Raw genomic sequence first — 23,734 nt, forward strand, 5'->3', positions numbered from 1 at the left:
GGGGTTACTGATTTTGTGCCAGGGGTTGTTCTTTTTTCATGTTTAGTCTATTCACTACAAAGTCACCGAGCTCACGGCCTTGTTTGATGCCTACTTCAATAGCGGCCCGGTAATGAATCCCACCGTACATCCTGCTGATAGCGGCTTCTTCTGCGGCCTCATTAAAAGAATTGAAACTTCTCACAGGCAAGCCATACGGAATTTCGGTATCATCGGCGAAGGCAAAATTCTCTCCAAAGATGGAGGTGAGGGTTTTAGCGGCTGCTCCGGAAACCACAGAATGTCCGCTGGTGTATTCCGGAAACGGCGGGGTTTGTAGTATAGGTTTCCAATTCTCATCGATGTGCTGGTTGATCAGCGTTTCCGGACGGATCAGATTGCTGCGGTACTTCTCATCCCAGCAGCTGATAAAGCCATCAAATATGGCAATAGAGGTTTTGGTGTAGGCCTGAAGCGTGGCTGCAAAATCCAGTTCCGACTCCCTGGAAGCGATCTTGCATATGCCTATCCAGTGTGCTCCGGGAGTGATCTTTTTGGTGGCGAACATAAGGTGTCCGCGGGTAACTGATACATAAGGATTACAGTCCCAGAACTGTGCGATGGCCACTTCTTCGGAATTGTCGTCGGTGATCCTATTCCCGGTCTCATAAACTTCCATAAGTTCTTTGTAAAAATCCGAGTCTTTTTCCATAGAAAATGCCGGGGGAGGTACAGGCTTAAACTGATCTGCAGATTCGATCACCAGGGGGCGTATCTTCATCCAGTGCGGTTCTATTCCATCCATGTAGGCCGGCGGAGTAGGCTGCCACCTGGAAGGGTCTTCACTGTTTACGGTGAATTTAGGCATGGTACGTGTTTCCTTGTAATTGTCGGAGTTTATCCATGGCCTGATGACCCCGATGACCTCTTCGGCATAGGCTTTGGAGGCCGCGAACTCTCCTTCATTCATGCCCGACCAGACGTGGTAAAGGCTGTCCTGGAAGGATTCCATGCGCTCTTCCGAAAAGATCAGGCTCTTGCTGATCTCCATATGTGCGATCAAAGCTGCCAGCTCTGCATTTACCTCCGGGTCAGTGCTCACAGGTATCTCGGGTAAATGCCCGATCTGCTGATAGAGGCTGGGATAGTTCCCGGTATTCTTAGCCATGATCTCGTAGGCGGTAATATTTGGATATGCAAAGATCCGGCTGGCCACAGGAGGTGAAAATATATCGTGTATCATGATCTCGGTAACCTGCTCCACCGATTGGTGCAGATGCTCTGCATTGATGGAGATCGGTTGGTCTTCGGTACAGGCTCCTACAAGAAGTCCTGATGCTGCCAGGATGCTGTAAAATAGTCTTTTCATGATTGTATTGCTTTTAACTGGTAAATCTCTGCAGGTCCGTTGTTCACGGTTACCAATAGAAAGGGTTGTTTATTAAGTCGTATAATATTGAGGTGTCTTACCGATTTGCCGCTGAGGTTTAGGCCGGTTGTATGGGTTAGTTTCACATCATCTGCACTGCTGATCAGGGCGCCGGGAAAGCCGTCAAAACGTCCGTGATAAGGTTTTACTCCGAAGTAATTCCCTCCTATGAGCACCTCCTCTTTCCCGTCTCCGTTAAAGTCAAAGGTAAGGAAGGCGGTCAGGGGCGACTCCTGGAGTTCCCGGGAAAACGGAACAAATCGGAAACTTCCGTTCTCGTTGAGCAGGTACCCCGAACGAAGTTCGTTTACCTCAAGGGTGGCAGCATACTCATCAAGCGCCTTTCCGAAGATCTCTTCGGTTGTTTTCCCCGCAAAAGATTTGTAATCGGGAAAGGATTTCCGCATGAGACTGTTCAGCTGGGATGCGAGTTCATCAAAATTTTCCAGCGGGTAATATGCCCCTTCCTTAGCGGTACTTACAATAGTTTCTGTTGCGCCGTTTCCATCAAGGTCGCCATAATGCATCAGAAGCGGGTATTGCTTCGTAGCCTGGAACTTGGAGTTGGTACCCCAGTTGGCAAGGAGCAGGTCCTGATCGCCGTCTCCATCGATATCAAAAGGATGGATCTTCTGCCATAAGCCCGAAACGGGGGTGTCCAGCAGGTCTTCTTCCTTAAGTTTCCCCTGGTGGTTGATAAAGAACCGGGGCTGCATCCATTCCCCGATAACGATGAGATCCGACCAACCGTCATTATTCACATCCTGCCATAGGGCATCGGTGATCATACCGGCTTTCTCAAAAAGTGCCATTTCCTCCTTATGGAAGGTTCCGTCTTCCTGGTTTAACAGCAGGGAAGAGGGTAGGTTTCCAAAGTCGTAGGTGATGGCCTGGTTACCTACAAAAATATCCGTATCTCCGTCCTTGTCGTAATCATACGGGCAGATCACGGAAGAATTTGAATACCATTCCGGAAGAGGACTCTTTTGCAGGGAATCCCCGGAGGTTGTGAAAAGCTGATCGAGCAGGGGGGCACTTTTCCCAAAAAAATTCGCTCCCCCGGTAGCCAGGTAGAGGTCGTTTTTGCCATCGTTATTAAGGTCCTGTATTAACGCAGCTACCTCTTCGTTCACCGAATCTTTCAGGAACTCCATAGTTGTATTTCTGGTATAGGTGCTGTCTGTTTGCAGGTAAACCTGTGCGGGATTAAATTTTGAAGACCCGAAATAAATATCCTCCAGTCCGTCCCCGTTAAGATCGCCAACTGCTGTAGCGGGTCCACGATCTGAAATGCGATAGGGGATAAGCTTTTGGCTGTTAAAATCAAGGTAGTTGTCTTCTTCATGTTTAAAAGCAATACCTGTTCGGGTGCTGTCTCTTTCAAATAGTACCTCACCCCTGTGTTTTCGGGAAGACATGCGCTGCCGTTGGTTTCCTGCAGTCAGCATAAGCAGCTGATCGGCTTTAATGTCTCTCACCACCTCTGAGGTGTTGTCTGGCCAGATCACCTGCAGGGAGTCAACCCGGTTTGATGCTCCCAGCCCGAAATTCAGCCGGTATTGAGAGGACGACTGGAAACCTCTTACGGGAAATAATTCCCGGTAGGAAAGGGTATTGTCATGCCATACCACAACTTTGGCCCCCACGGCAAAAGGGTTGTGGTCTTCAAAGCTGAGGGCAACGCTCAGGTAATGGTTTTTATCCTTTCCGGCACTTTGATTTTCGAGGATCACTGCCGGTTCATTGAGGTTGTTCCATACCAGGTCGGTGTCGCCGTCATTATCCAGGTCACCCATGGCAATAGCGGTGGTTATCCGGTCTTTTTTTGGGGTCCATGCTCCTGTTCGGTCCTTAAATTCCAGGTTTCGACTTCCTTCGAAAATGTAATTGGGAACCTTTCCGGAGGGCATCATGTCTAAAGCCTTTTGATCTACAAGGGAGGTATTACTGATCTTATTCTGTATCTGATCACTGGATACATAGCGGATGTAGTCCAGATCGTTAGGTCGTTTCGGGATGCCGTTCGCGATAAAAACATCGGTTTCCGTGTCCAGGTTAAAATCCTCCAGTAATGCGCTCCAACTCCAGTCGGTAGCAGCAATTCCGGACATCAGGGCCTGTTCAGAAAAGAATTCCCCTTCCCTGTTCAGGTGAAGCATATTCCTGGTAAACTGGTAATGATAGCCCAGGGTTTGCGTACGCAGTTTAAGCATCTGCACATTGTCGTCTCCCTCTGATGCCTTCAGGGGTATTTCATCTTCCGGGAGCATGTCCAGGGACAGGAGGTCAGGATAGCCATCGTGATTGATATCGGCAACGTCATTCCCCATGGAGAATCTTGAGATATGTCCGAAATAGTCCTTCATGGACTCTTTGAATGTGCCGTCGCCCTGATTTAGGTAGTAGTAATCATCTTCATGAAAGTCATTGCCCACATAAATATCAGGGTATCCATCCCGGTTAAAATCGGCTACGGCCAGGCCGAGTCCGTATCCGTTTACACCGCCATAGATTCCAGCTTCCCGGCTTACATCTGTGAACCGCGATCCATCATTTCGGAATAACCTGTCTCCGGATTCATAAGACCACGTCTCCCTGAGACTGGCTTTTCCAAAAGATTCCTGGGTATGCACCGCATGATTGAGCAGGTACATGTCCAGGTCGCCATCGAGGTCGTAATCAAAAAATGCTGCATTAGAACTGTAGGTGTCCAGGTCCAGCCCATAGGAGGCAGCACTTTCTGTAAATGTATTGTCTCCGTTATTGATAAAGAGTTCGTTGTGACCGCGAAGTCCCTTTAGGCCCACCACTGCACACACATAAATATCCAGCAGGCCGTCTCCATTAACATCGGCCATGACCGTACCGGTATTCCAGCTGCTGTTTCCGCTAACCCCGGCGGTCTCTGTAATATCTTCAAACTTCATGTCCCCCTTGTTGAGGTACAGACGATTTGGTGCTTGGTTTCCTGAAAAATAGATGTCCGCCAGCCCGTCATTGTTGATGTCGCCTACCGCCACACCCCCTCCGTTATAGAAGTACAGGTAATCCAGGATATTCAGATCTTCTGTAGGGGTCAGGGTATTGGAAAACTCTATACCCGATTTTTGAGCAGTCACCTCCCTGAAAACCTCCTGGTCTGAATCGCAGGAAGAGAACACGCATAGTGCTATGGATGCGAACAGTACATTAAAAGGGCTGTGCTTAAAGCGTTTCATTGAGGCGGTATATTTTTGGTTTATTATCATTAATGGCGGCTACAAGGTAACGATGACCGTTCTTGTCGCGGAACATTTTCAGGTGTTTCACCTCGTCTTTTACAAAAAAGCCACTGTTCTGGTAATCTGTCCAGGTGAAGTTCATCTGGCCATCACCTAATAAGACATTTCCGTAGCTCGCATCAAGACGGGAGAATTGCGGTTTGAATTCAAAGTTATTCCCGGCCATGATAAGGTCTGTGTTTCCGTCATTATTGACGTCTTCGCAACTTATGCCGCAAACGCAGGACAGTTGTACCCTCGATGGCAATGCTTTGATCTCAAATGTTCCATTCCCGTTGTTTATCGCCAGAAGGGTCTGGGTGGTATTCACCTCCTTTACTATGGAATTATTGATCAGGTCTTCGGGAAACAGTTCATCTATAGACCGTGTGGCATAATCCGAGGCTTTCAGGTTTTCTTTTTTGAGGGAAACCAGCTGGGCGGTCAGTTCCTTTTTCATGTGTATCGGGTAATCTTTTCCCTCTACCCTTTGGGTAAGAATCTGCTCGATAGTTCCGTTATTGTCAAAGTCATTCACGTATAATACCAAGGGAGATTCTTCGGAAGGACGGTAAATAATATTTGAACCCCGGTTCCCAAGGATCAGGTCCTGGTCGCCATCCTTATCCAGGTCAGCAGATTCTACCGTGTTCCACCAGCCTGTCAGGGCACTGAGGTTATTCTCTTCCTTAAACAGTCGCCTGCCATTATTTTTCAGGATCATGGCAGCCCCCCATTCAGAAACAGTAACAAGATCCTTCTTTCCGTCGCCGTCTATATCGGTCCATTTGGCATCGGTGATCATACCTGCATCCTTAAGGTCGTAGGCGAGTCTTTCGGTAACATCGTTAAATTCACCATTGCCCTTGTTTTCAAGGAAAAGGTGATCCGGATTTACCCCATAGGTGCCTACTACACTCCTGCTGCCAATAAAGAGGTCCTGGTCGCCATCCTGGTCAAAATCGCAGGGGGCTATCACCGAAATATTCTTGTATCTGGAAGGAAGCGTGATGGAAGACCGGGAAAAACTTCCCTTGCCGTTATTCTCATATACCCTGGTTACATAGGTGTTTTGTTGCCCTACCTGGTTTCCTCCGGATCCTACCAAAAGGTCCTGATCGCCATCCCCGTCAATATCAACGAAAGCTGCGGCGGTATCTTCCAGGGCAGCATCGTTTTGAAGACTTAGCTGGGGTACATGAGTTACCTTTCCGCTTGCCTTGTGCAAATAGATCATGCCTGGTTGCCCGGCAGCTCCACCGATGAACAGGTCTTCATTTCCGTCATTGTCGATATCGCCAACAGCGAGGGACGGACCTTCCTGCGACAGTTTGGAACTGATCAGACCCTCATAGTCGAAATCGTTGTAAACATTCTCCTTATGGTATGCTAGTTGCAGTCCTTCCACCTCGTTCAGAAGTCCCGGAGTTTTGTTCTGGCGATCTGCAGGCCTGTACTGCTCTTTTGCCTGGTCGTATTCCAGAAGGAGGTTCTGGTTAGGCTCAATATTGGTGATCAGCTGGGTTTTGTCGTCAGGCCAGACCACCCGTAACGAATCGATCTTTTCAGCTTTGCCCAGGCCAATGGTCATACCGTATTCCATGGATGACTGAAAGCCACGGGACGGATTCAACTCCTGCATATAGTGGTTGCCGTCAAAGTATAATCTTACTGTGGTTCCTATAGCGAAGGTGTTGCCTTCAGGACCGTTAAACCCGAGTTTTATATAACGGTTGCCGGTGAGCTTCTCTGAATTGTTCCTGAACAGGAAAGCATCCATATTAACGTTATTGACTACCAGGTCAAGGTCTCCGTCATTATCCAGATCGCCGTAGGCGCATCCGTTGGACATGCTCGGGATATTCATACCCCAGTCTGCAGAAGCATTGTTAAAAGTAATATCGCCCTGGTTATGGAAAGCGTAGTTCGGGATGGGAACCCGGGGCATTTTATTGATAATGGTATCAATAGCCTCCTTTTTCCCGGTAAGCGCCATTTTCTGAATGATGTCATTGGCAAAGAAATCAACAAAATCCAGGTCGGTAAGGTCGTGATTGATCCCGTTAGTTACATAGATATCGCGAAACCCATCGTTGTCCATGTCAAAAATAAGACCGGCCCAGCTCCAGTCGGTACGGGCAACCCCGCTGAAATAAGCGACCTCGGAAAAACTGCCGTTCCCGTTATTAAGCTGGAGGGTGTTCTGGATATATTGCTGATAGAAATCCTTGCTTTGCTTCAGCTTAAATACGTTATAGCCCTCAAAGGTCATGACCGATTTAACCCGTTCCTCCGGTTCCGGAAGCATGTCGGTAATGAAAATATCAGAATTCCCGTCATTATTGATGTCGGCCATATCGACTCCCATTGCCGAAAGGCAAAGGTGGGAGGTCCAGTTCTTGATGTCTTCGGTAAAGGTGCCGTCCTGGTTGTTGATGTATAAATAATCCCTTTCATAGAAATCGTTTGACACGTAGATGTCGGGATACAGGTCCTGGTTCACATCGCTGATAACCACCCCCAGGCCAAATCCGATGAGACTACCGTAGATTCCTGCATCCTCGCTGACGTCGGTAAATCTTCCGTTGTCATTGCGTAACAACATATCTCCAACACCCCGGAAGATATAGGGCACCCCTTCCCAGTCCTGGGCCCTTACATCTCTTTGATGGGCATACCCAAGGCTGCTTACCGGGATATTGCTATTGTTCAGGATGTAGGCGTCCAGGTCGCCATCCTTGTCGTAGTCAAAGAATGTGGCATGGGTGCTAAACCCGGTTTTGGCCAGGTTGAACTCTTCTGCCTTCTCGGTGAAGGTGAGATCTCCGTTATTGATATAGAGGTCGTTGTCGTGATTGTTGCCTTCCAGGTTTCCGGCATTGCTCACATAAATATCCAGTAACCCGTCGTTATTGATATCTACCATATTCACCCCGGTAGACCATGGTTTATTTCCCTGTACCCCGGCCTTCTCTGAAATGTCTTCAAAGGTCAGGTCTCCTTTATTTAGGTAGAGTTTGTTGGGCCCCATATTGGCGGTCATATAGATATCTGCAAGGCCATCATTGTTGATGTCTCCTATGGCCACTCCGCCTCCGTTGTAGAAATTACGGTATTTGAAAATATTGAAATTCTTTTGATTCTCCACCTTGTTGAAGAAATCAATTCCTGTAGCCTCAGGTCCCAAAAGCGAGAACAGGGTATTTTCGTTTTCCGGAGTGGCTTTTTCGGCCGTACTGTCCTGATTACAGGAAGTGGAAAGCAGTGATACTGCTATTGCAGCCAGGATGATATTATTTTTTATGGTCATAGTTTTTCAACTTTGAGGGTTCTATGAAAAGAGGTGTTTGGTTGTTTCGGGTAATGATCCAATACGGTTCGCTGCCAATGGAAAGTGGAACGATCTTTCTCATGGCGCCATGCAAGCCTGCGTCTCCGCCTTCTATAAAGTTTCCTTTCCCGTCATTGATCAGCAGGGTTCCGCGGTTGCTGTCTGCACGGCCTAACTGGGTAGACACTTCAAAAAGGTTTCCGGTAAGGATGAGATCGGGGTAACCATCCTTATTGAGATCGGATACCGCAATATCATTTATACAGGAGGTTTGGGCATCGAAAGGAAGCGTCCTAAGAGAAAACGTTCCCTCCCCGTTATTGATGAAATAACAACTGCGTAACTCCTTAACTTCTCTTATCTCGGCATTGTTGAGATGCTCCCTGCCAAAAAGTTCAGCCATTCCGGCTTCGGCAAATTTTTTATAGGACAAATATTTCTTGTTCAGAAAAGGCATCTGTTTTGCGAGTTCATCTTTTGATGAGAATGGCGTTTCAACGCCCTGGTAGAAATGGCTTACGATGGTTTCTATGGAGCCATTGTCGTCCATGTCTTTTCGGTATAGTTTTATTGGTTCTTCTGCTGAGGCCGTAAGGCGTGTGTTTTCTCCCCAGTTCCCGGCTACCAGATCCAGGTCGCCATCCAGGTCCAGGTCAACGATTTTTACCGTATTCCACCATCCCGAAGCGTTTTCAAGGCCGGTGTTGGTTTGTAATTCCAGACCGTTCCCCGTATTTATGAATACCGATATCGGGCCCCAGTGACCGGCAACCACCAGGTCCGGTAGTCCGTCATGATTCAGGTCTTCCCATGCTGCGTCCTGAATATTCCCGATCCCTCTCAGTTCCGGAGCATAGCTGTCTGTGATATCCTTAAAGTAGCCTTTCCCGTCATTGCTTAGCAGGTATTGTTTCGGGGTCTTCCCGAATTCCAGTGGCACCAGGTTAGAGGTGATCAGGATATCCTGGTCGCCATCCCTGTCAATATCGGCATTGCTCACGGAAGAGGCGTTCAGCTCCAGGTTTTGAAAAGCATCTTCTTTTTTCGTGAAATTTTTCCCGCTGCGAATGTAGAGTCGGGGCTGCAGAGGTATTCCTGCTTTAAACTCATTCCCCCCGGATACGATAAGGATGTCGTTTTGATGATCGCCGTTGGCGTCGAAGATCAGCTGGTCGGTATCCTCGCAGATGGCATCAGCCTCAAACGAAGGGATTTCCATTTTTTGAAATGCCCCCTCAAAGGTCTGCAGATAAACTGTAGTCTCCTGTTTTTTACCCCCACCGAAGCACAGGTCGGTTAAGCCGTCATTGTTCAGGTCTCCTGTTTCTACCGAAGGCCCGAGGTTGGTGGATGCGAAAGGTATCAGCGGGTTGTGGTTGAATTCCAGGCTGCCCTGATCGATGTGTTCATATTCCAGTGAAATATCAACCTTTTGCACAAGAGAAGGTGGTAATGCAGGTTGTAAAAAGCCTTGTTTGACAGCGTTTTCCTGTTTAAAAAGCACTTGAGTGTTTACCGGCACGTTGAGTCTTACCTCAGAACTGCCGTCAGGCCATAGTATCCTCAGGGAATCTATGGCGGTATGTTGACCGGTACCCAGGTGCACTATTGCCGGCTGGGAAGAGAGGTAGCCTCTTGTGGTATAGTTCTCGGCCAGCAGTGTTCTCCCGTCCGGAAGATAGGCGAGGAGGCGGGCACCAATACCCATGGTGTTGCGGCCTTTCCCATGGAATTTTACCGCAATGGAATTTCCGGTGTTCAGATCGTTCCTGATGATAAAGGCACCTTCATTGAGGTTGTTTACTACCAGGTCCAGGTCGTTATCATTATCCAGATCTGCAGTGATGGCTCCGTTACTGAATGAGGGCGGGTGTTGATTCCAGATGCGATTCTTTAAAAATCTTTTTTGTCCGTTATTCAGGAGCACGTAGTTAGCGGTTCTTTTCTCCGGCAGCTGGCGGATGAAATTCAGTTCATCTTTCCCCATATCGGCCCCGAGCTTTTTCTGGATCTCTTCATTGGCGATAAAGTTCACGAAGTCCATATCGTTGGTCGCTCCGGGGATGCCGTTGGTGATAAAGATATCGCGGTATCCGTCGTTATCCAGATCTTCAAGCAAGGCACTCCAGGACCATTCGCTTGCTGCCACCCCACTGAGGTGGGCGGTTTCCTTAAATTGTATTCTTCCCGTATTCAGGTGCAGGGTATTCTGCATGAATTGCGGTTGATACCCGTTTTTGAGGTAGTTCGAATAGATCTGGTATGGAAATTCCAGGCCGGATTTCTTATAAGTGGTCAGATCTTCCGGGAGCATATCCACCGAAAAGACATCGGGCAGCTGGTCGTTGTTTATGTCTCCGATAGCATTTCCCATGGAGAAGTGAGAAGTGTGACCGAGAACTTCTGTATTCAGGTTGACATCCCTGAAGGTGCCATCGCCCTGATTCATGTAGAGGTAATCGTTTTCGAAAAAGTCATTACCGATATAGAGGTCGGGATATCCGTCCTGGTTCAGGTCGCCGGTACTGATGCCTAATCCGTATCCGATCTTTCCAGAGTGGATGCCCGAAAGGGTAGTCTCATCTCTGAAATAGCCATCGTGGTTTCTGAAAAAGCGGTCTCCGGAAAGGCTGTCGGGAATATCCCGGAGCGTTCCCCGGCCGTAATTCTGGTTGGGATGAACGGAATGATTCAGGAGGAACATGTCCAGGTCGCCATCCAGGTCCTGGTCAAAAAAGGCGGCCTGGGTGGAATATCCTTTGAAGTCAAGGCCATAAGCAGCAGCGGCTTCGAGGAACTCAGGTATGCCATGCTCGTCAGGTCCCTGGTTCAGGTAAAGCAGGTTGTGGGTTCCCTCGGGAGACAAGGGGGCTACTTTACTGATATAAAGATCGGGAAATCCGTTGCCGTCAACATCTGCCGTGGCTACCCCCGTAGTCCATCCGGTGTTATTTTTGATCCCGGCCTGATCCGTAACCTCCTCGAAAGTCATCGCACCCTTGTTGAGATACAGGGCGTCGCTATTCTTATTGGCGGTAAAATACAGGTCGATGAATCCGTCGTTATTAAAATCTGCTGCGGCAACCCCGGCGCCATTATAGAAATAGAGGTAATTGAGAATGTTGAGCTCTTCGGTGTTTTTGACCGAATTGGAAAAGGAAATTCCGGTTTCCCGGGAATCCAGGTAGGACCATACAGAAGGGTCTTCCTTACAGCCCAGGAGTGCAAGGGTTAGCACCAGGTAAATATGTCGGATAAGTAGTGTTCTCATTTTTGGTTGCATCCCCGTGTCGGTCATAACGACCGATCTGAAAGGTGGTGATTGGGGAATCCAAACTTAACGGATTAAACAAAAAAAAGCTAACGAATTGGTTAGCTTTTCTTATGCTTTTAATCAGGTTGTTGTAACTATTTGAACTCCATGGTAAATATAGGTCAATACAGCAAGCATGGAGGTTAATAATAGGTCAAAAAGATTAACGAAAGATTAATGAGGTTAACGATTGGTAAAAACCTTTATTCCGGCAGGTAAAATTTACGGATATTAGAGGCTATGAAGCTGAGGAATATTCTTATAACCTTGTTTGTGCTTGCCGTTTTAGGGCTCATTTATGTACAATACCAGTATCTGCGCATCGGACTCAACCTGGCGGCGGTCCAGTTTAACGAGAAGATGGGGGCTGTGGTTACCGATGTAAAAGATGGTTTGGTTTCTGAGAATAAGCTGAGTTTTTTGGTGGGAAAGGCTGTAGCTCAGGATGACACCTATTTTAACCTGAGTATCGACAGTGTGCAGGATGCTTCCCGGTACTTTCTTGATGATTACCTTAAGGAGGTGTTGGTGAAACACGGGATCAACAGCGCGTACACCTATGTGCTTCGAAATCGGGACACGGTGGAGTACCTACATTCTCCCAGGGGAAGCGGAGGTTTTGAAAAGCCTTTGTCTTTCCCGGTGAAGCTGGAAGGGTACCTGCCACAGGTTACCGGGGAAAACCTGGTGCTCGAATTGCAATTTCAGAACCTGAATTCGTATTTTCTTTCCCAGTTAAGAGGGCTTACCATCCCTGGTCTTGTTTTTATTCTTATCATCATTGGAGTTACTGTTTGGGTGCTTAAAGGGTTTTTAAGGCAGCAGTCGCTTATTAGCATTACCAATGAATTTATCAATAACCTTACTCATGAATTAAAAACTCCGGTATTTTCCATCGGCCTGGCTACCAAATTGCTGGCTGAGAGCGAGCAGGTGAACAAGAAAGAAGTTGCGGAAATTATAAGAGTGCAGCTGGAAAAGTTAAAAGGGCAGATCGACCGGGTTCTGGAATTGGCCAGCCTGGAGGAGAAAGGGGAGGTATTGCAGAAAACGAAGTTTAACCTTCAGGAAATGGTAACAGAAGTGGGTGCAGAATTTGAAAGTGTAGCAAGACTGGAAGGAATTCATTTTGAAATGGATATTTCGGAACAGGAGGTTGATCTCAAAGGGATCAGGGGTCATTTAAAGAATGCTGTAGATACCCTGCTGGATAATGCCCGGAAGTATTCTGAAGATCCGCGAAAGGTGAAACTGGTCTACCGGTGTAATGGAAAGACCGCTTGGATCCGGGTGGAGGATAATGGGATAGGAATCGCAGAGGCTGATCAGAAAAGGATCTTTAATAAATTCTATCGCATAGGTTCCGGGGATCTTCACCTGGTAAAGGGGTATGGTTTAGGATTGCATTATGTCAAGCATATCGTTAAGCTGCACGACGGGAAGGTTTCAGTGGAAAGTCAACCCGGATCAGGTTCAGTTTTTACAATACAATTACCTTTGAAATAATTATGGAGAATAAAGCTTCGATATTGTTGGTTGAAGATGACCAGACGCTGGGATACCTGCTCAGGGAGTACCTGGGAATGAAAGGTTTCACTGTTACCTGGGTTAAAAATGGTCTGGAGGCATTGGAAGTATTAGGAGGACATAGCTTTGATCTGGCCATCCTGGATGTTATGATGCCGGAAATGGATGGATTTTCCCTGGCAAGAAGGATCAAGGAAGAATTTAGTGATCTGCCTTTTATTTTCCTGACCGCGAGGTCACTTAAGATAGACGTGCTGAAGGGTTTTTCCCTTGGCGCCATAGATTACCTCAAAAAACCGGTGGATGAAGAAGAGTTGGTAGTGCGAATTGATAATTTACTTCGATTGGTGGGTAATAAACCTGAAGTGCCGGTTACGAAGCAGGAGTACAGAATAGGGGGGTATGCTTACGATCCGGGAAATTTGTCGCTGATCTGGAAAGGGGAGGAGGTCAGACTAACCAGCAGAGAGAACGAAGTGCTGCTGTTCTTAACGGAGCGTCTCAATAAGGTGAGCCGGCATAAGGAGATCCTTACCTCCATCTGGGGAAAAAATGATTATTTCAACAGGAAAAGCCTGAATGTATTTATCACCCGACTGCGGAAGCACCTGGAGAAGGATCCATCGGTAAGTCTTGAAAATATACATAATGAGGGATTCATTCTCAGGGTGTCTGATTAAAAAAAATCGATATCTTATAAAATAAAAAAGAGGGCGATGAAGCCCTCTTTTTACTTTATATACTCAAGATCTAATATCCTTCGTTTTGAACGAGGTTCGGATTCGAGGTAAGTGCATTTGCAGGAATCGGATACAATGCTTTGGTATTGTCTCCTGAAATTTCCTTGTATGACCACGGAGCGGTGAACTGACCAAAACGGATCAGGTCATTTCTTCTCCAGAACTCAGCGTATAATTCACGCCCTCTTTCATCGAGAAGTTCCTGGGCTCCTACACTTCCAAGTGCGCTTGCACCTCTTAAGGTACGAAGCTCGTTCACCTCGGCAGTGATATCTTCACCCATATACCATTTAGCCTCTGCTCTCATCAAATGAGCATCTGCGAAACGGAAGATGACCTTGTGGCCTGCGAAAGCCCCATTCTCAGGGTGATACTTGATTACACGAATACCAGTACGCTCATCGTTACCTAATAAGCCCGGAAGCTCCTTGGTAAAGATCAGTGGGTTACCAGGACGGTCGGTCATGGCGGTACCGGTTTCATCGTACTGCTGTCCGATAAGGAATCCGTATCCGATCCCTAAGTTTGATCCGTCAGTAGGTACAAATCCTCTTCGATCTTCCTGGTTCGATCCCGGAACGTTGATGTTAGGATCTCCCTCGAAAAGATCGTAGAACTCAGCAAGGGTAGAGAATCCATTCCATCCTCCACCTTCGTTATCCGGTGAATTCTGCTTGTAGTGAAGACCATTCCACATCAGGTTTCCAACGCTGGAAGTGGTGAATAAAATGGTTTCACTGTCGGCTTCATCCGTAAACAGAGAGAAGTAATCGCCATCGTAAAGGGCAAATCCTGCAGCCTCGATTTCATCCACAAGGCTTACCACCTCCGCCATGTCTCCGTTGTCGGGAGTGCCGGATCCGGTAAAAATATGCTTGTTAAGCAGTACCTTGGCTAAAAGAAATTTTGCAGCTTCAGCATTGGCTGCAACCGACCCTCCAAAGGGAGCGGCAGGCAGATCCGGGATAGCCTCTCTAAGATCATTGATGATAAAATCTGTAGCCTCTGCCCTGGTTAATACAATAGGCGGAACATCTACAGCGTCATCAAGATTTCTGAAAGGAACCTGTCCGAACAGGTCTACTACCCAAAACATACTGTAAGCTCTTAAGAACTTCGCCTCGGCGGCCTGTTGTGCAGTAGGGTTACTCCTGGAGTCAATAACCGCGGTGGCATTAATTACATTCCTGTTCATATTGTTCCAGGTAGCCAACACAAAAGAGTGGTTGGCATCCCAGGTGTGGGAATGCAGGGTACGCCATACCCCGTTATCACCCCAGTCCACCCCACGGGTAGGAACCAGGAACTCATCAGTACTCACTTCTGCCAGCGCGTAAAGGTCAGCCTGGTTTTCAAGTTGTCCACGCACATCATTGTATATGTTGTCCAAAGACCCCTGAGGATCTTCAAGACCTGTAAACTCACCCGATTGCGAACCGAATCTGGAATCCGTTTCCTCGATCTCCAGATCGGTACAACTGCCAAGTCCTACCGCCAGGAGTGAGAGGAATAATAGTTTTAAATTAAGTCTTTTCATTTTACAAATTTTTTAAAAGGTTGCACTTACGCCAAAAGAAATGGTCCTTGGTCTTGGATAACTTGAGTAATCAATACCCAGAGACGGAACATTATTAAGCGTTTTATCTACATTCACCTCCGGATCGAGACCACTGTAATCGGTGATCACGAACAGGTTTTGCCCGGTTAACGACAATCTCATGGAATCAAAAGATCCCTCTCCGCTTAGCGGTATGTCGTAGCCCAGACTCAAGGTTTGCATTCTAAGGAAGTCACCTTTTTCAAGGAACCTGGTTGATACATCAGGTGCATTTAACGGAGATTCTCCGTTGGTTAATACATCTGTTGTTACGTTCTTACCACCGGCAATAATACCTGCAGTAAAGAAGGCATTAGCCGTGTTGTTGTATATATACTGGCCGAATTGTCCGGTCATGAAGGCATCAAGACTCCAGTTTCTCCAGGAGAAGGAAGTATTGAAACCTAGGTTCCATACAGGAAGGGCAGATTTTCCGATAATTTTCTGAACATCTCCCTCAGGATAGATGGATATACCATCTGCATCAAAACCATCAAATACCCTTAAATAGTAAGAGTAAAGTGGTTCATTGTTGGTTAGCAACTGGGCAAAGGCTCCGGTAAGTCCGTTACCGTTAATCGCCCCTGTCTGGATGTTTACTCCCTCCAGGTCTTTTACAATGTTGTCATTATAAGATACGTTAAATCCAACATTCCAAAACAGATCCTCACTGCTTAAGATATCGTAATTTAATGAAAATTCCACACCCTTGTTAATAACATTGGCGTCAAGATTCGTAAAGTTAAAGTCCTGGAATGCAGGAGCAGCGGTTGCTGTACGTAGTAAAAGGTCGGTCAGGGTTCTTCGGTACAGGTCGATGGTACCATTAAGCCTGTTCAGTCCAAGACCAAAATCAATACCGATGTTGTACTGTGTAGAAGCCTCCCATTTAAGACCCGGATCAGGATATGCCTGAATGGCCAGACCTGGGATGGCTATGTTTCCGTTGTTCTGAATTCCGATTCCTGCATAACGCTCGCGGAACAGGTAGTTACCGTATCCCAGACCATCCTGGTTACCGGTTCTACCCCAACCTAATCTTAATTTCAGGTTAGAGAAGGCGTCACCCATAAAATCTTCTTCATGAAGCTTCCATGCAAATGCCGCAGATGGGAACCATGCATATTTATTGTCTGGTCCAAATCTTGAGGAACCGTCTACCCTTAAGGTGGCAGTTAACAAGTATTTGTTGGCAATATCGTAATTCACCCTTCCGAAGAAAGACTGTAACTCATCTGTAAAGTCAAATTGATCGTATCCTGAAGACAGGATAGGGAATCCTCCTGGTTTCGGTGCGGTCAGGTCAGTATCAGAGAAAAGTCGGTTGATCACCAGGTTGTCCTGATCAGGAGAATTGATGATCTGCTGATAATTTCCGGAAACCTGACCCTGAAGCAGGTCAGAAGCCTGGTAAAGATCATCCCTCATGTCTCCATGCTCTGAAGATGAGAAACCAAAACCGGATGTGGTGCTTCCGTAACGTTGGAAACTTTGGTACGAATACCCAAGTAACGCACTCAGTTTAGAGTTTTCAAATTCCTTGGTATAGGAGAGGGTAGCGTCCAGAAGGTGGTTGATCTGGTTTACTTCGAATAAAGAACCTCTACCATTTCCAGGCGTACCGTTATTGAATCCGATGATGTCGGAAGAAGCAGTTTGTAAACGGTCTGATTTAGAGAAATCATATCCGTAGATCACCTTGGCATTTAAGCCTTCCACGATTTCGTAATCTGCAGAAGCATTTACTAAAACACGGTTGGTTTTCCCTATATCCTGATAAGCAACCAGAAGGTTGGCCGGGTTCAGGTCTCCTGCCCCGGAATTGAAAGTAGGATCGTTCGGATAGGTAGGGTTCGCAAAATATGCGGCACCAAGTAAGTCACCCAGGGATCCTGCGTTATTGGTGATCAGGGGTTGTTCGTCATTAACTCGCGCAAGCGTTCCGTTAAAATCCAGTTTTAACTTATCATTTAGCAAGCGTTGAGATAAATTCAATCTCCCTGTAATTCTTTCCTGAGAAGAGTTCTCAATAACTCCGTACTGTTTTTGGTAACCAAATGAAGTTCGGATGTTACCGGAACCGTAGTTGTTGGAGTATGCAAGGTCCATGATCGGAGAAAGTGGAGAACGCGTCACTACTTTCTGCCAGTCTGTATCAGAACCAAAGTCCTGGGCATCGGCATCTCCTCCGTAGGCTGCGATAGCATCCAGATATTGCTCCCTGTTGAGCAGGTCGAAGCTGTTCGCAGGCTCAGAGTAAGCCATATTGGCGTTTACCTCCCAGCGTCCGCCTTCTCCGGCTTTACCACTCTTGGTAGTAATAAGAACAACCCCGTTAGCACCCCTTGATCCGTAGATCGCGGTAGCCGAGGCATCCTTAAGGATCGAAATACTCTCGATATCATTCGGGTTCAGGAAGTTTAATGGGTTTCTGGCAGAGGTACCTCCACCTCCAAGGTCGCCACCACCACTCTGGGTATCGTCTGCAGCCAATGGCACACCGTCCACAACGAACAGCGGGTTGTTGTTAGAACGTACAGAAGCAGAACCCCGGATACGGATGTTCACTCCAGCTCCCGGCTCACCACTGCTCTGGGTGATCTGCACCCCGGCAGTTTTACCCTGAATTAATTGTTCGGGGGAAGAAATAACCCCTTTCTGGAAGTCGTCGGAAGAAACCACGTCTACTGCGCCGGTTGCATCCTGTACCGCCTGGGTACCATATCCGATTACCACTACCTCGTCTAATGCCTGGGCATCTTCCTGAAGGGTAACGTTAATTGTTGTCTGGCCATTTACCGGAACTTCCCGGGAAATGAAACCAACGTAACTAAACACCAGCACACCGTCTGAAGGGACGTTGTCAAGGGTGTAGTTACCGTCAAAATCGGTTTGTGTTCCAATGGTGGTGCCCTTTACCAGAACGTTAGCTCCCGGAAGAGGACCATTTGGATCAGAAACCGTACCACTTACAGTTTGGGCTTGTGAAAAGGCAAAAAACATAAATGCCCCTAAAAGCAACAAGCCTTTAAGTAAATTGTTTTTCATACAGTTAAATTTAAAGTTCAAATAGTTAGCTCCCGCATGCTTTTTAAACCTTAAACAGAAATGTTGTAGGTATTTTAGGGCATGCAGAGGTTGTGAATATAATAAAATTATGCTAACATTTTTAATAATTCTTAACACTACCGCCTAAAAATAAGGGACTTTCACAATTGAAAGTCCCTTGGGCTGCTTTTTATCGAAGATTTTTAACTGTTGGTCTATTCTGATTCTTTTTTTAAGAATTTTCTTAAAGCTATTCTGTTTTAAATACATAGACCTGCGAGCGGGAGGTATTCCCCTCTGTATCGGTAGTTGCCACACTCCAGAAGTATTCGGTTCCGGGGGTCAGATCGTTCACTTCGTAATTTTCAGAAGAACCGGTATCAGCGATCATTTCCGATTTGCCATCCACACTGTCCAGGAACAGTTGATAGGAAAGTGCCTGGCTGTCGGCATCGCTTCCTGACCATTCAAAGTTTACTTTTGTGGTATTAAGGCTGCTACCTGATGCCGGAAATTCCAGGGTTGCCGGAAAGGGGGCATAGGTGGTTATGCCTTCTCCGGCAAGGTAAAATTTCCAGGTAGCTGAGGTGGCCTCTGCATTGGTGTTTCCTGCAAGGGAGGTTACCTCCCAGCTATAAGGGGTGGCGCGTTCCAGGCTTACGGTGGTTTGGGTGGCAGATACCGGGTAGGTCTTCACCGTATTGGTATTCAGGTCCGTCACCTTTAGCTCGTAACTGTCTGTATGTTCAGCCGGCTGCCAGGAAAAGGTGACCTCACTCAGGGTGGGAGAGATCACGTTTCCGTCATAGCATACCTCATTATTTGCCGGAAAGGTGAGAACGGCTGCCACCGGATCAGGGACCGGTTCCGGTTTAGGGTTTTCCGAATCGCCGCCTCCACAAGAAAGCAGAGCACTCAGGGCAATAACCGGGAAGGATTTGTTCAGAATGGAGATGATATTTTGGTACTTCATTGTTTTACGATTTTAAAGGTTTGTTCCAGGTTGGCACCATCTACCTTTACCATGTAGAGCCCTGACGGAAGATTGCTTATATCGATCTGCGGGTTGCGTGAAAGCATCCCGTCAACCTCCCCTTTTTGCATGAGTTTTCCCTGGAGGTTAAACACCTGGTAATTTACCCTGGTATTCGTGGGTAAAACAAGGTTTACAAAAGATCTGGCCGGATTTGGATACGCCATAGCCGCATCGCCTACGAAAATGTTCTCCTTGTATTCGCCCTGGCAAGCGAGGGCGGTTTTTACACTTACGGTATTCCATCCTTGTTCCAGGGAAAGTCTGAAGGTTTCATCCCGGGTTTCATAGGTATAGCCGTTAACCGTAATAATGTATTTTTCGCTTCCTTTCATTTCAAGATCGAGGTTCCCGGAGGCTTTGTTTAGCTTACTGCTTACCAGCAAGTCTTCCGGCTGGGTGAGCTGTACCGTAAAGCATTGTTCATACGTGGGTTCTCCGTTTACCCCGAAGCAGATGTCATAGGTCCCTGCGGGTAACATATCGATACTCCAGCTGGTTCCGGTAAAGCTGTCGGTAACCATGAGGTCGGTGCTGCTAACGGTTACGGTATAATCCAGGTTTTGCGTGGTTGAGACAGCAATACTTCCATCATCAGAATCCCTGCAACTTTCTCCTTTTGAGGAGATGCTGAAATTGTTTTGAGGCAGGGTAAATACGGCACAACCGTTGAGGTCAACTGTTGCTCCCAGGGGAGTGTCGGGGCAAGTGTCGTCGGCATTGGCAACACCATCATGATCGTCATCCGGAATGTTGTTGTCCGGGAATAAGGTAGATGGATTATTGGCAAAAAGTCGGAATTCGCCGGGGGCAAGTTTCAGGGTCTGATCCAGGCTTGCCACCACGTATTTTTTGTTTTCCTTCAACACCTCATACCATGCGCCTGTCTCTGCAAAATCGGGAGTAACGGTGATCTCAGTGAGGCCGAAGTTGGCAATAACGGTAACGTGACTAATGGCATCCCCGGCAGCATTGGGGTCGGTAAGGGTGATCTGTTTGATCCCATTGCTGTTGCTTACGGCCATGGTGAAATCTTCGGTTTCAAAGATGGGCTCTCCGATCCTTAGTTTGATCAGGTCTTTCCAGCTGTCATAGATCGCCTTGCGCTGGGGAACGTCAAAGTAATTCCAAAGTATCGGTTTGTTCCCGGTACGTCCGCCCTGGTCGATGCTGATGTCATACCCCAATTCTCCAAACTGCCAGAGCATCTTTGGTCCGGGCACGGTAAAGAACATTCCACCCGCCGCTTGCATACGGTTGAGGGCGGTGTTGAGGTCTTTTACATTATAAGTACCGGATGAATTACCGAACTGCAGGTTTTTAAACATCAGGCGTTCTTCATCGTGACTTTCCATGTAGGAAATCGCCGAGGGTTGCTTGAATCCTTTTGTCTTCCAGGACACCCCGGAGATGTTGGAGGTGGCGTTATAGCCCATCGTAGCTTCATTGTAGGGGTCGGTCATCTTGTTCCAAAGCAGGATGCCCTTGCCTTCGTCCACCCGGTAATCGGCCCATTGCTCTTCTTCGTTGATACCTCCGAGATGTTCAAAAATAACCAGGAAGTCATCGTCTTTTTCCCATTGGGTATCTGCATATTGTTTGAGCACATCAACGCGATCCTGCTGGGTGCTGTTGGTGCAATTCTGATCGGAATCACCGCAATTCTGGGTAAACCCTTTTGTAAGGTCCCATCGGAAACCATCCATCTTGTACTCTTCGATCCAGTAAGGAGGGTTTGTTTCACATAATCCCTGGTGTAATCGGAAGAATGGTCGAAATCATTGAATACACTGTAGCTGTGTCTTGCCTGGGTGTTAAAAAACGGATTGTCCTGTGAAGGCGCTCCGCTGGTGGTTCCGTTGGTGGAATTCCAGAGTCGTACGTAGGGGTGCTGTCCGGTGGCGTGGTTGTATACCACATCAATGATCACAGCCATACCTCGTGCATGACAGGCGTCAATAAGTTGTTTAAAGGCTTCCGGGGTGCCGTAGTACTTATCCAGGGCCATGTGGAAAGAAGGGTTGTAACCCCAGCTTTCGTTCCCGTCAAATTCGTTTACCGGCATAAGCTCAATGGCATTTACACCGAGCGTCTGCAGGTAATCCAGGCGGTCTTCGACAGCGGCAAAGCTGTGTCTCTCATCAAAATCTCTGATGAGCAATTCGTAGATCACCAGGTCCGATTTCGACGGTGGGGTAAAGTTTTGCGTTGCTGCCGACCAGTTGTATTCAGGATCCCCGGTTCTCAGGAGGGATACCGCTTCGTTCTGTCCTTCCGGGTAGGCCGGCAGGTCCGGGTAGGTGGTGTTGTCAATATACTGGTCGTTAAAAGGGTCCAGGATGGTGGTCGAGTAGGGGTCAGCCACGTTGATGCTGAGATCTACCAGGTACTGAAAGCTGTAATTTTCACCGGGAGTAAGGCCTGTAATTTCAAGCCAGAACTGCCCTGTGACAGGATCTTTCTTCATGAGATAGGTATCCCGGATCTCCCAGTTGTTAAAACTTCCGATCACATGCGCAAAGCTCTTTCCGGGTGCGAAGAGCACCAGGGTGGCTTTTGAATCGTCTGCAGGGTCGTAATTGATCCCGTTACTGAGTCCTGTTGGAAGGGCCTCTTCCACCACATCCGGAGGGACAATATAGGTAAAGCTTTCGCTAAGGGTTTCATTGCCATCGGTGGCCACCAGGGTGAAATTAGTGGTGGCATCTATGGTAGTAGTGTAAGCGTAGTCTGTGATGCCTGACTTCGTATCTACCTGGGTGCCGTTAGCACTCAGGGTGAATGTGGAATTTACGGAAGCCACGGCCTCGATGGTTACTGAGCTTCCTGCGGTGACTTCTGTGGTCTTACCCGTGGGGTTGGTTACAGAGAGCTGATAGCCTCCCACTTCGGAATAGAAATCCTGTGTTTTTTTGTCACCCGTGCCATCTTTGGCTTTGGCCAGAAAACCGATGCGTCCGATTCCCGTTCGGTTGTAATGGGTGGCAGGGGTAAAGGTAAAGCTAAAGGTGCCATCGGTGTTGGCGGTCATTTTCTGGGCCTCATTAGAATTGGTCCAGGTCCCGTTGGTAGGGGAGTCGATGGAGTTGGCATCATTTTCATCGTAGGACCACATCCAAAGATACACATCGGATACGCCCCATTGGGAGGCGTCGACATCGGAGATGGTGATGGTGATCTCTGTATCCTCATTAAAGGTGGGTGGATCTATACTGGCAGTCGCATTCTGTACCTGGGCCATAAGAAAGGCAGGAAGGAAACACGACAAAAAGAGGAGTAAAATTTTCTTCATAAGATCTTCATATTAAAATAAAAAAGGGCTGTCTTTAACAGCCCTTTTTCAAAATAGATATGATTAATTTTTAGTTAAGCTGTAGGTGTAAGCTCTTGGATTGCTTAGGTCAAGAGTTATGGTGTAGTTTCCGGCTTCGGTTACTACGATGTCTGAGCCTCCGAACTCCAGGCTTCCGTCTGCATCGTTATCACCAACATTGATATCCCATCCGTCATTTGCTCTGAATTTAAATGCTGCAGCAGTAAGGTCCATGGTAATCGACCATGTTCCTGTTTCACTGTCATAGGTCATATCGGTGTCTGAGTCCCATCCTGTTGGAGTTGCCTCTCCGATAATACCCCAGCTAGTCAGGGTTTCTTTGTATGTAAGCGCATCGGTATCTACTTCAACAAGATAGTAGCCAGCTACTTCAGCGATACAATCCTTCTCATCCTGTTCCAGCAGTTTTCCGGTAAAGGTTCCGTCGTCACCCCAATCAATGTTACCCCAGTCAAAGGCACCATCGGCATCAGGTCCGACAAATTTGTGACCTCCATCGAGCCATACGAATCCCTGGTAGTCAGTTTTTCCGGCTTCTGAAGCTGCCAGCAAAGGAGCACTAGATGGACTCCAGCCCTGGTGGTTACCTGGTACAGCGATGGTAGGTATTGGAGCTTCTCCTCCTTCTTCCAGAACTTTGAAAGTGATGGAAACCGGCTCAGACTCTTTGGTGATGGTATTAGCTCCACCATTTTCGCCTACGAACGCGGTCACTTTAAAATAAGCCATTCCGGTGTCGTTGGCATTTCCGTTTTCGTCTGTAGTGGCAGGATCTCCATCAACTCCGAGAATTTCGGACATAGCGATAAGGTTGCTTACCATAACCGCCTGGTTATTGGCTTCAATAGTACCTGAGCTGTAATCTACGGAAGAAAAATCAGCATTAACAGACCCTTCGAGAATGTATTTCACAGGTGTCTGGGCTTCAAAATTGGGTTCATTCCACACAAATCGCTCGGCTACATTGTTAGCAGTAGGTAGCGATAGCAGATATTGCTCGGCAAAGCTATTGGTGAAGGTGATGTCCTCACTGGGAGTGATTGCAGTAATTTCAAAGTAATCCTCGTTGTCGCAAGAATTAAATCCTAGCCCCATGGCAGCGGCCAGGGTCAATAATTTTATGGTTCTAAATACCTTTTTCAT

General features: G+C 47.3%; 12 protein-coding genes. 2 read left to right on the top strand and 10 right to left on the bottom strand.

Translation table 11 applies throughout. The features are described 5' to 3' along the window. Positions 1-4: 4 nt before the first annotated feature. Genes K7R11_RS13705 through K7R11_RS13720 form a run of 4 tightly spaced genes read right to left on the bottom strand, consistent with a single transcriptional unit; the run spans position 5 to position 11,270 of the window. Positions 5-1,348 (bottom strand): vanadium-dependent haloperoxidase, encoded by a 1,344-nt coding sequence (locus K7R11_RS13705; RefSeq protein WP_224491314.1) that lies wholly within the window; start codon positions 1,346-1,348, stop codon positions 5-7. Next, the gene (locus K7R11_RS13710) at positions 1,345-4,626 is read right to left on the bottom strand and encodes a VCBS repeat-containing protein (protein WP_224491315.1); all 3,282 of its coding nucleotides are present in this window, start codon (positions 4,624-4,626) and stop codon (positions 1,345-1,347) included. Before K7R11_RS13710 ends, K7R11_RS13705 begins: the two co-directional genes overlap by 4 nt. Then, positions 4,613-7,978, bottom strand: coding sequence for a VCBS repeat-containing protein (locus K7R11_RS13715; protein ID WP_224491316.1), 3,366 nt, complete (start codon positions 7,976-7,978; stop codon positions 4,613-4,615). Before K7R11_RS13715 ends, K7R11_RS13710 begins: the two co-directional genes overlap by 14 nt. Next, positions 7,962-11,270, bottom strand: a complete 3,309-nt coding sequence (locus tag K7R11_RS13720) for a VCBS repeat-containing protein (RefSeq protein WP_224491317.1) — start codon at positions 11,268-11,270, stop codon at positions 7,962-7,964. Before K7R11_RS13720 ends, K7R11_RS13715 begins: the two co-directional genes overlap by 17 nt. A gap of 282 nt (positions 11,271-11,552) precedes the next feature. Here K7R11_RS13720 and K7R11_RS13725 point away from each other — a divergent pair, with 282 nt between their 5' ends. Next, the gene (locus K7R11_RS13725) at positions 11,553-12,818 is read left to right on the top strand and encodes a sensor histidine kinase (protein WP_224491318.1); all 1,266 of its coding nucleotides are present in this window, start codon (positions 11,553-11,555) and stop codon (positions 12,816-12,818) included. 2 nt (positions 12,819-12,820) lie between these two features. Beyond that, a complete protein-coding gene (locus tag K7R11_RS13730) occupies positions 12,821-13,519 on the top strand; it encodes a response regulator transcription factor (protein WP_224491319.1) in 699 nt (232 codons plus the stop codon). A gap of 70 nt (positions 13,520-13,589) precedes the next feature. On the opposite strand, the gene K7R11_RS13735 is transcribed toward K7R11_RS13730, so the two are convergent. The 6 genes from K7R11_RS13735 to K7R11_RS13760 form a co-directional block, all read right to left on the bottom strand. Next, positions 13,590-15,116, bottom strand: a complete 1,527-nt coding sequence (locus tag K7R11_RS13735; protein WP_224491320.1) for a RagB/SusD family nutrient uptake outer membrane protein — start codon at positions 15,114-15,116, stop codon at positions 13,590-13,592. A gap of 12 nt (positions 15,117-15,128) precedes the next feature. Further along, the gene (locus K7R11_RS13740; protein WP_224491321.1) at positions 15,129-18,224 is read right to left on the bottom strand and encodes a SusC/RagA family TonB-linked outer membrane protein; all 3,096 of its coding nucleotides are present in this window, start codon (positions 18,222-18,224) and stop codon (positions 15,129-15,131) included. A 250-nt stretch (positions 18,225-18,474) separates the two neighbouring features. Further along, entirely contained in the window at positions 18,475-19,197 is a 723-nt protein-coding gene (locus tag K7R11_RS13745) for a fibronectin type III domain-containing protein (protein WP_224491322.1), read from the bottom strand. Next, positions 19,194-20,720: a T9SS type A sorting domain-containing protein gene (locus K7R11_RS15120; RefSeq protein WP_317196486.1), complete on the bottom strand. Its 1,527-nt coding sequence runs from the start codon at positions 20,718-20,720 to the stop codon at positions 19,194-19,196. The genes K7R11_RS13745 and K7R11_RS15120 overlap by 4 nt, the downstream gene beginning before the upstream one ends. Next, positions 20,717-22,549, bottom strand: a complete 1,833-nt coding sequence (locus K7R11_RS13755) for an alpha-amylase family glycosyl hydrolase (RefSeq protein WP_224491323.1) — start codon at positions 22,547-22,549, stop codon at positions 20,717-20,719. The genes K7R11_RS15120 and K7R11_RS13755 overlap by 4 nt, the downstream gene beginning before the upstream one ends. Positions 22,550-22,612: 63 nt before the next feature. Further along, a complete protein-coding gene (locus K7R11_RS13760) occupies positions 22,613-23,734 on the bottom strand; it encodes a SusF/SusE family outer membrane protein (protein WP_224491324.1) in 1,122 nt (373 codons plus the stop codon).

Origin of the sequence: Robertkochia flava (genome assembly GCF_020166515.1) — a bacterium.
GTDB classification, from domain to species: Bacteria; Bacteroidota; Bacteroidia; order Flavobacteriales; family Flavobacteriaceae; genus Robertkochia; species Robertkochia flava.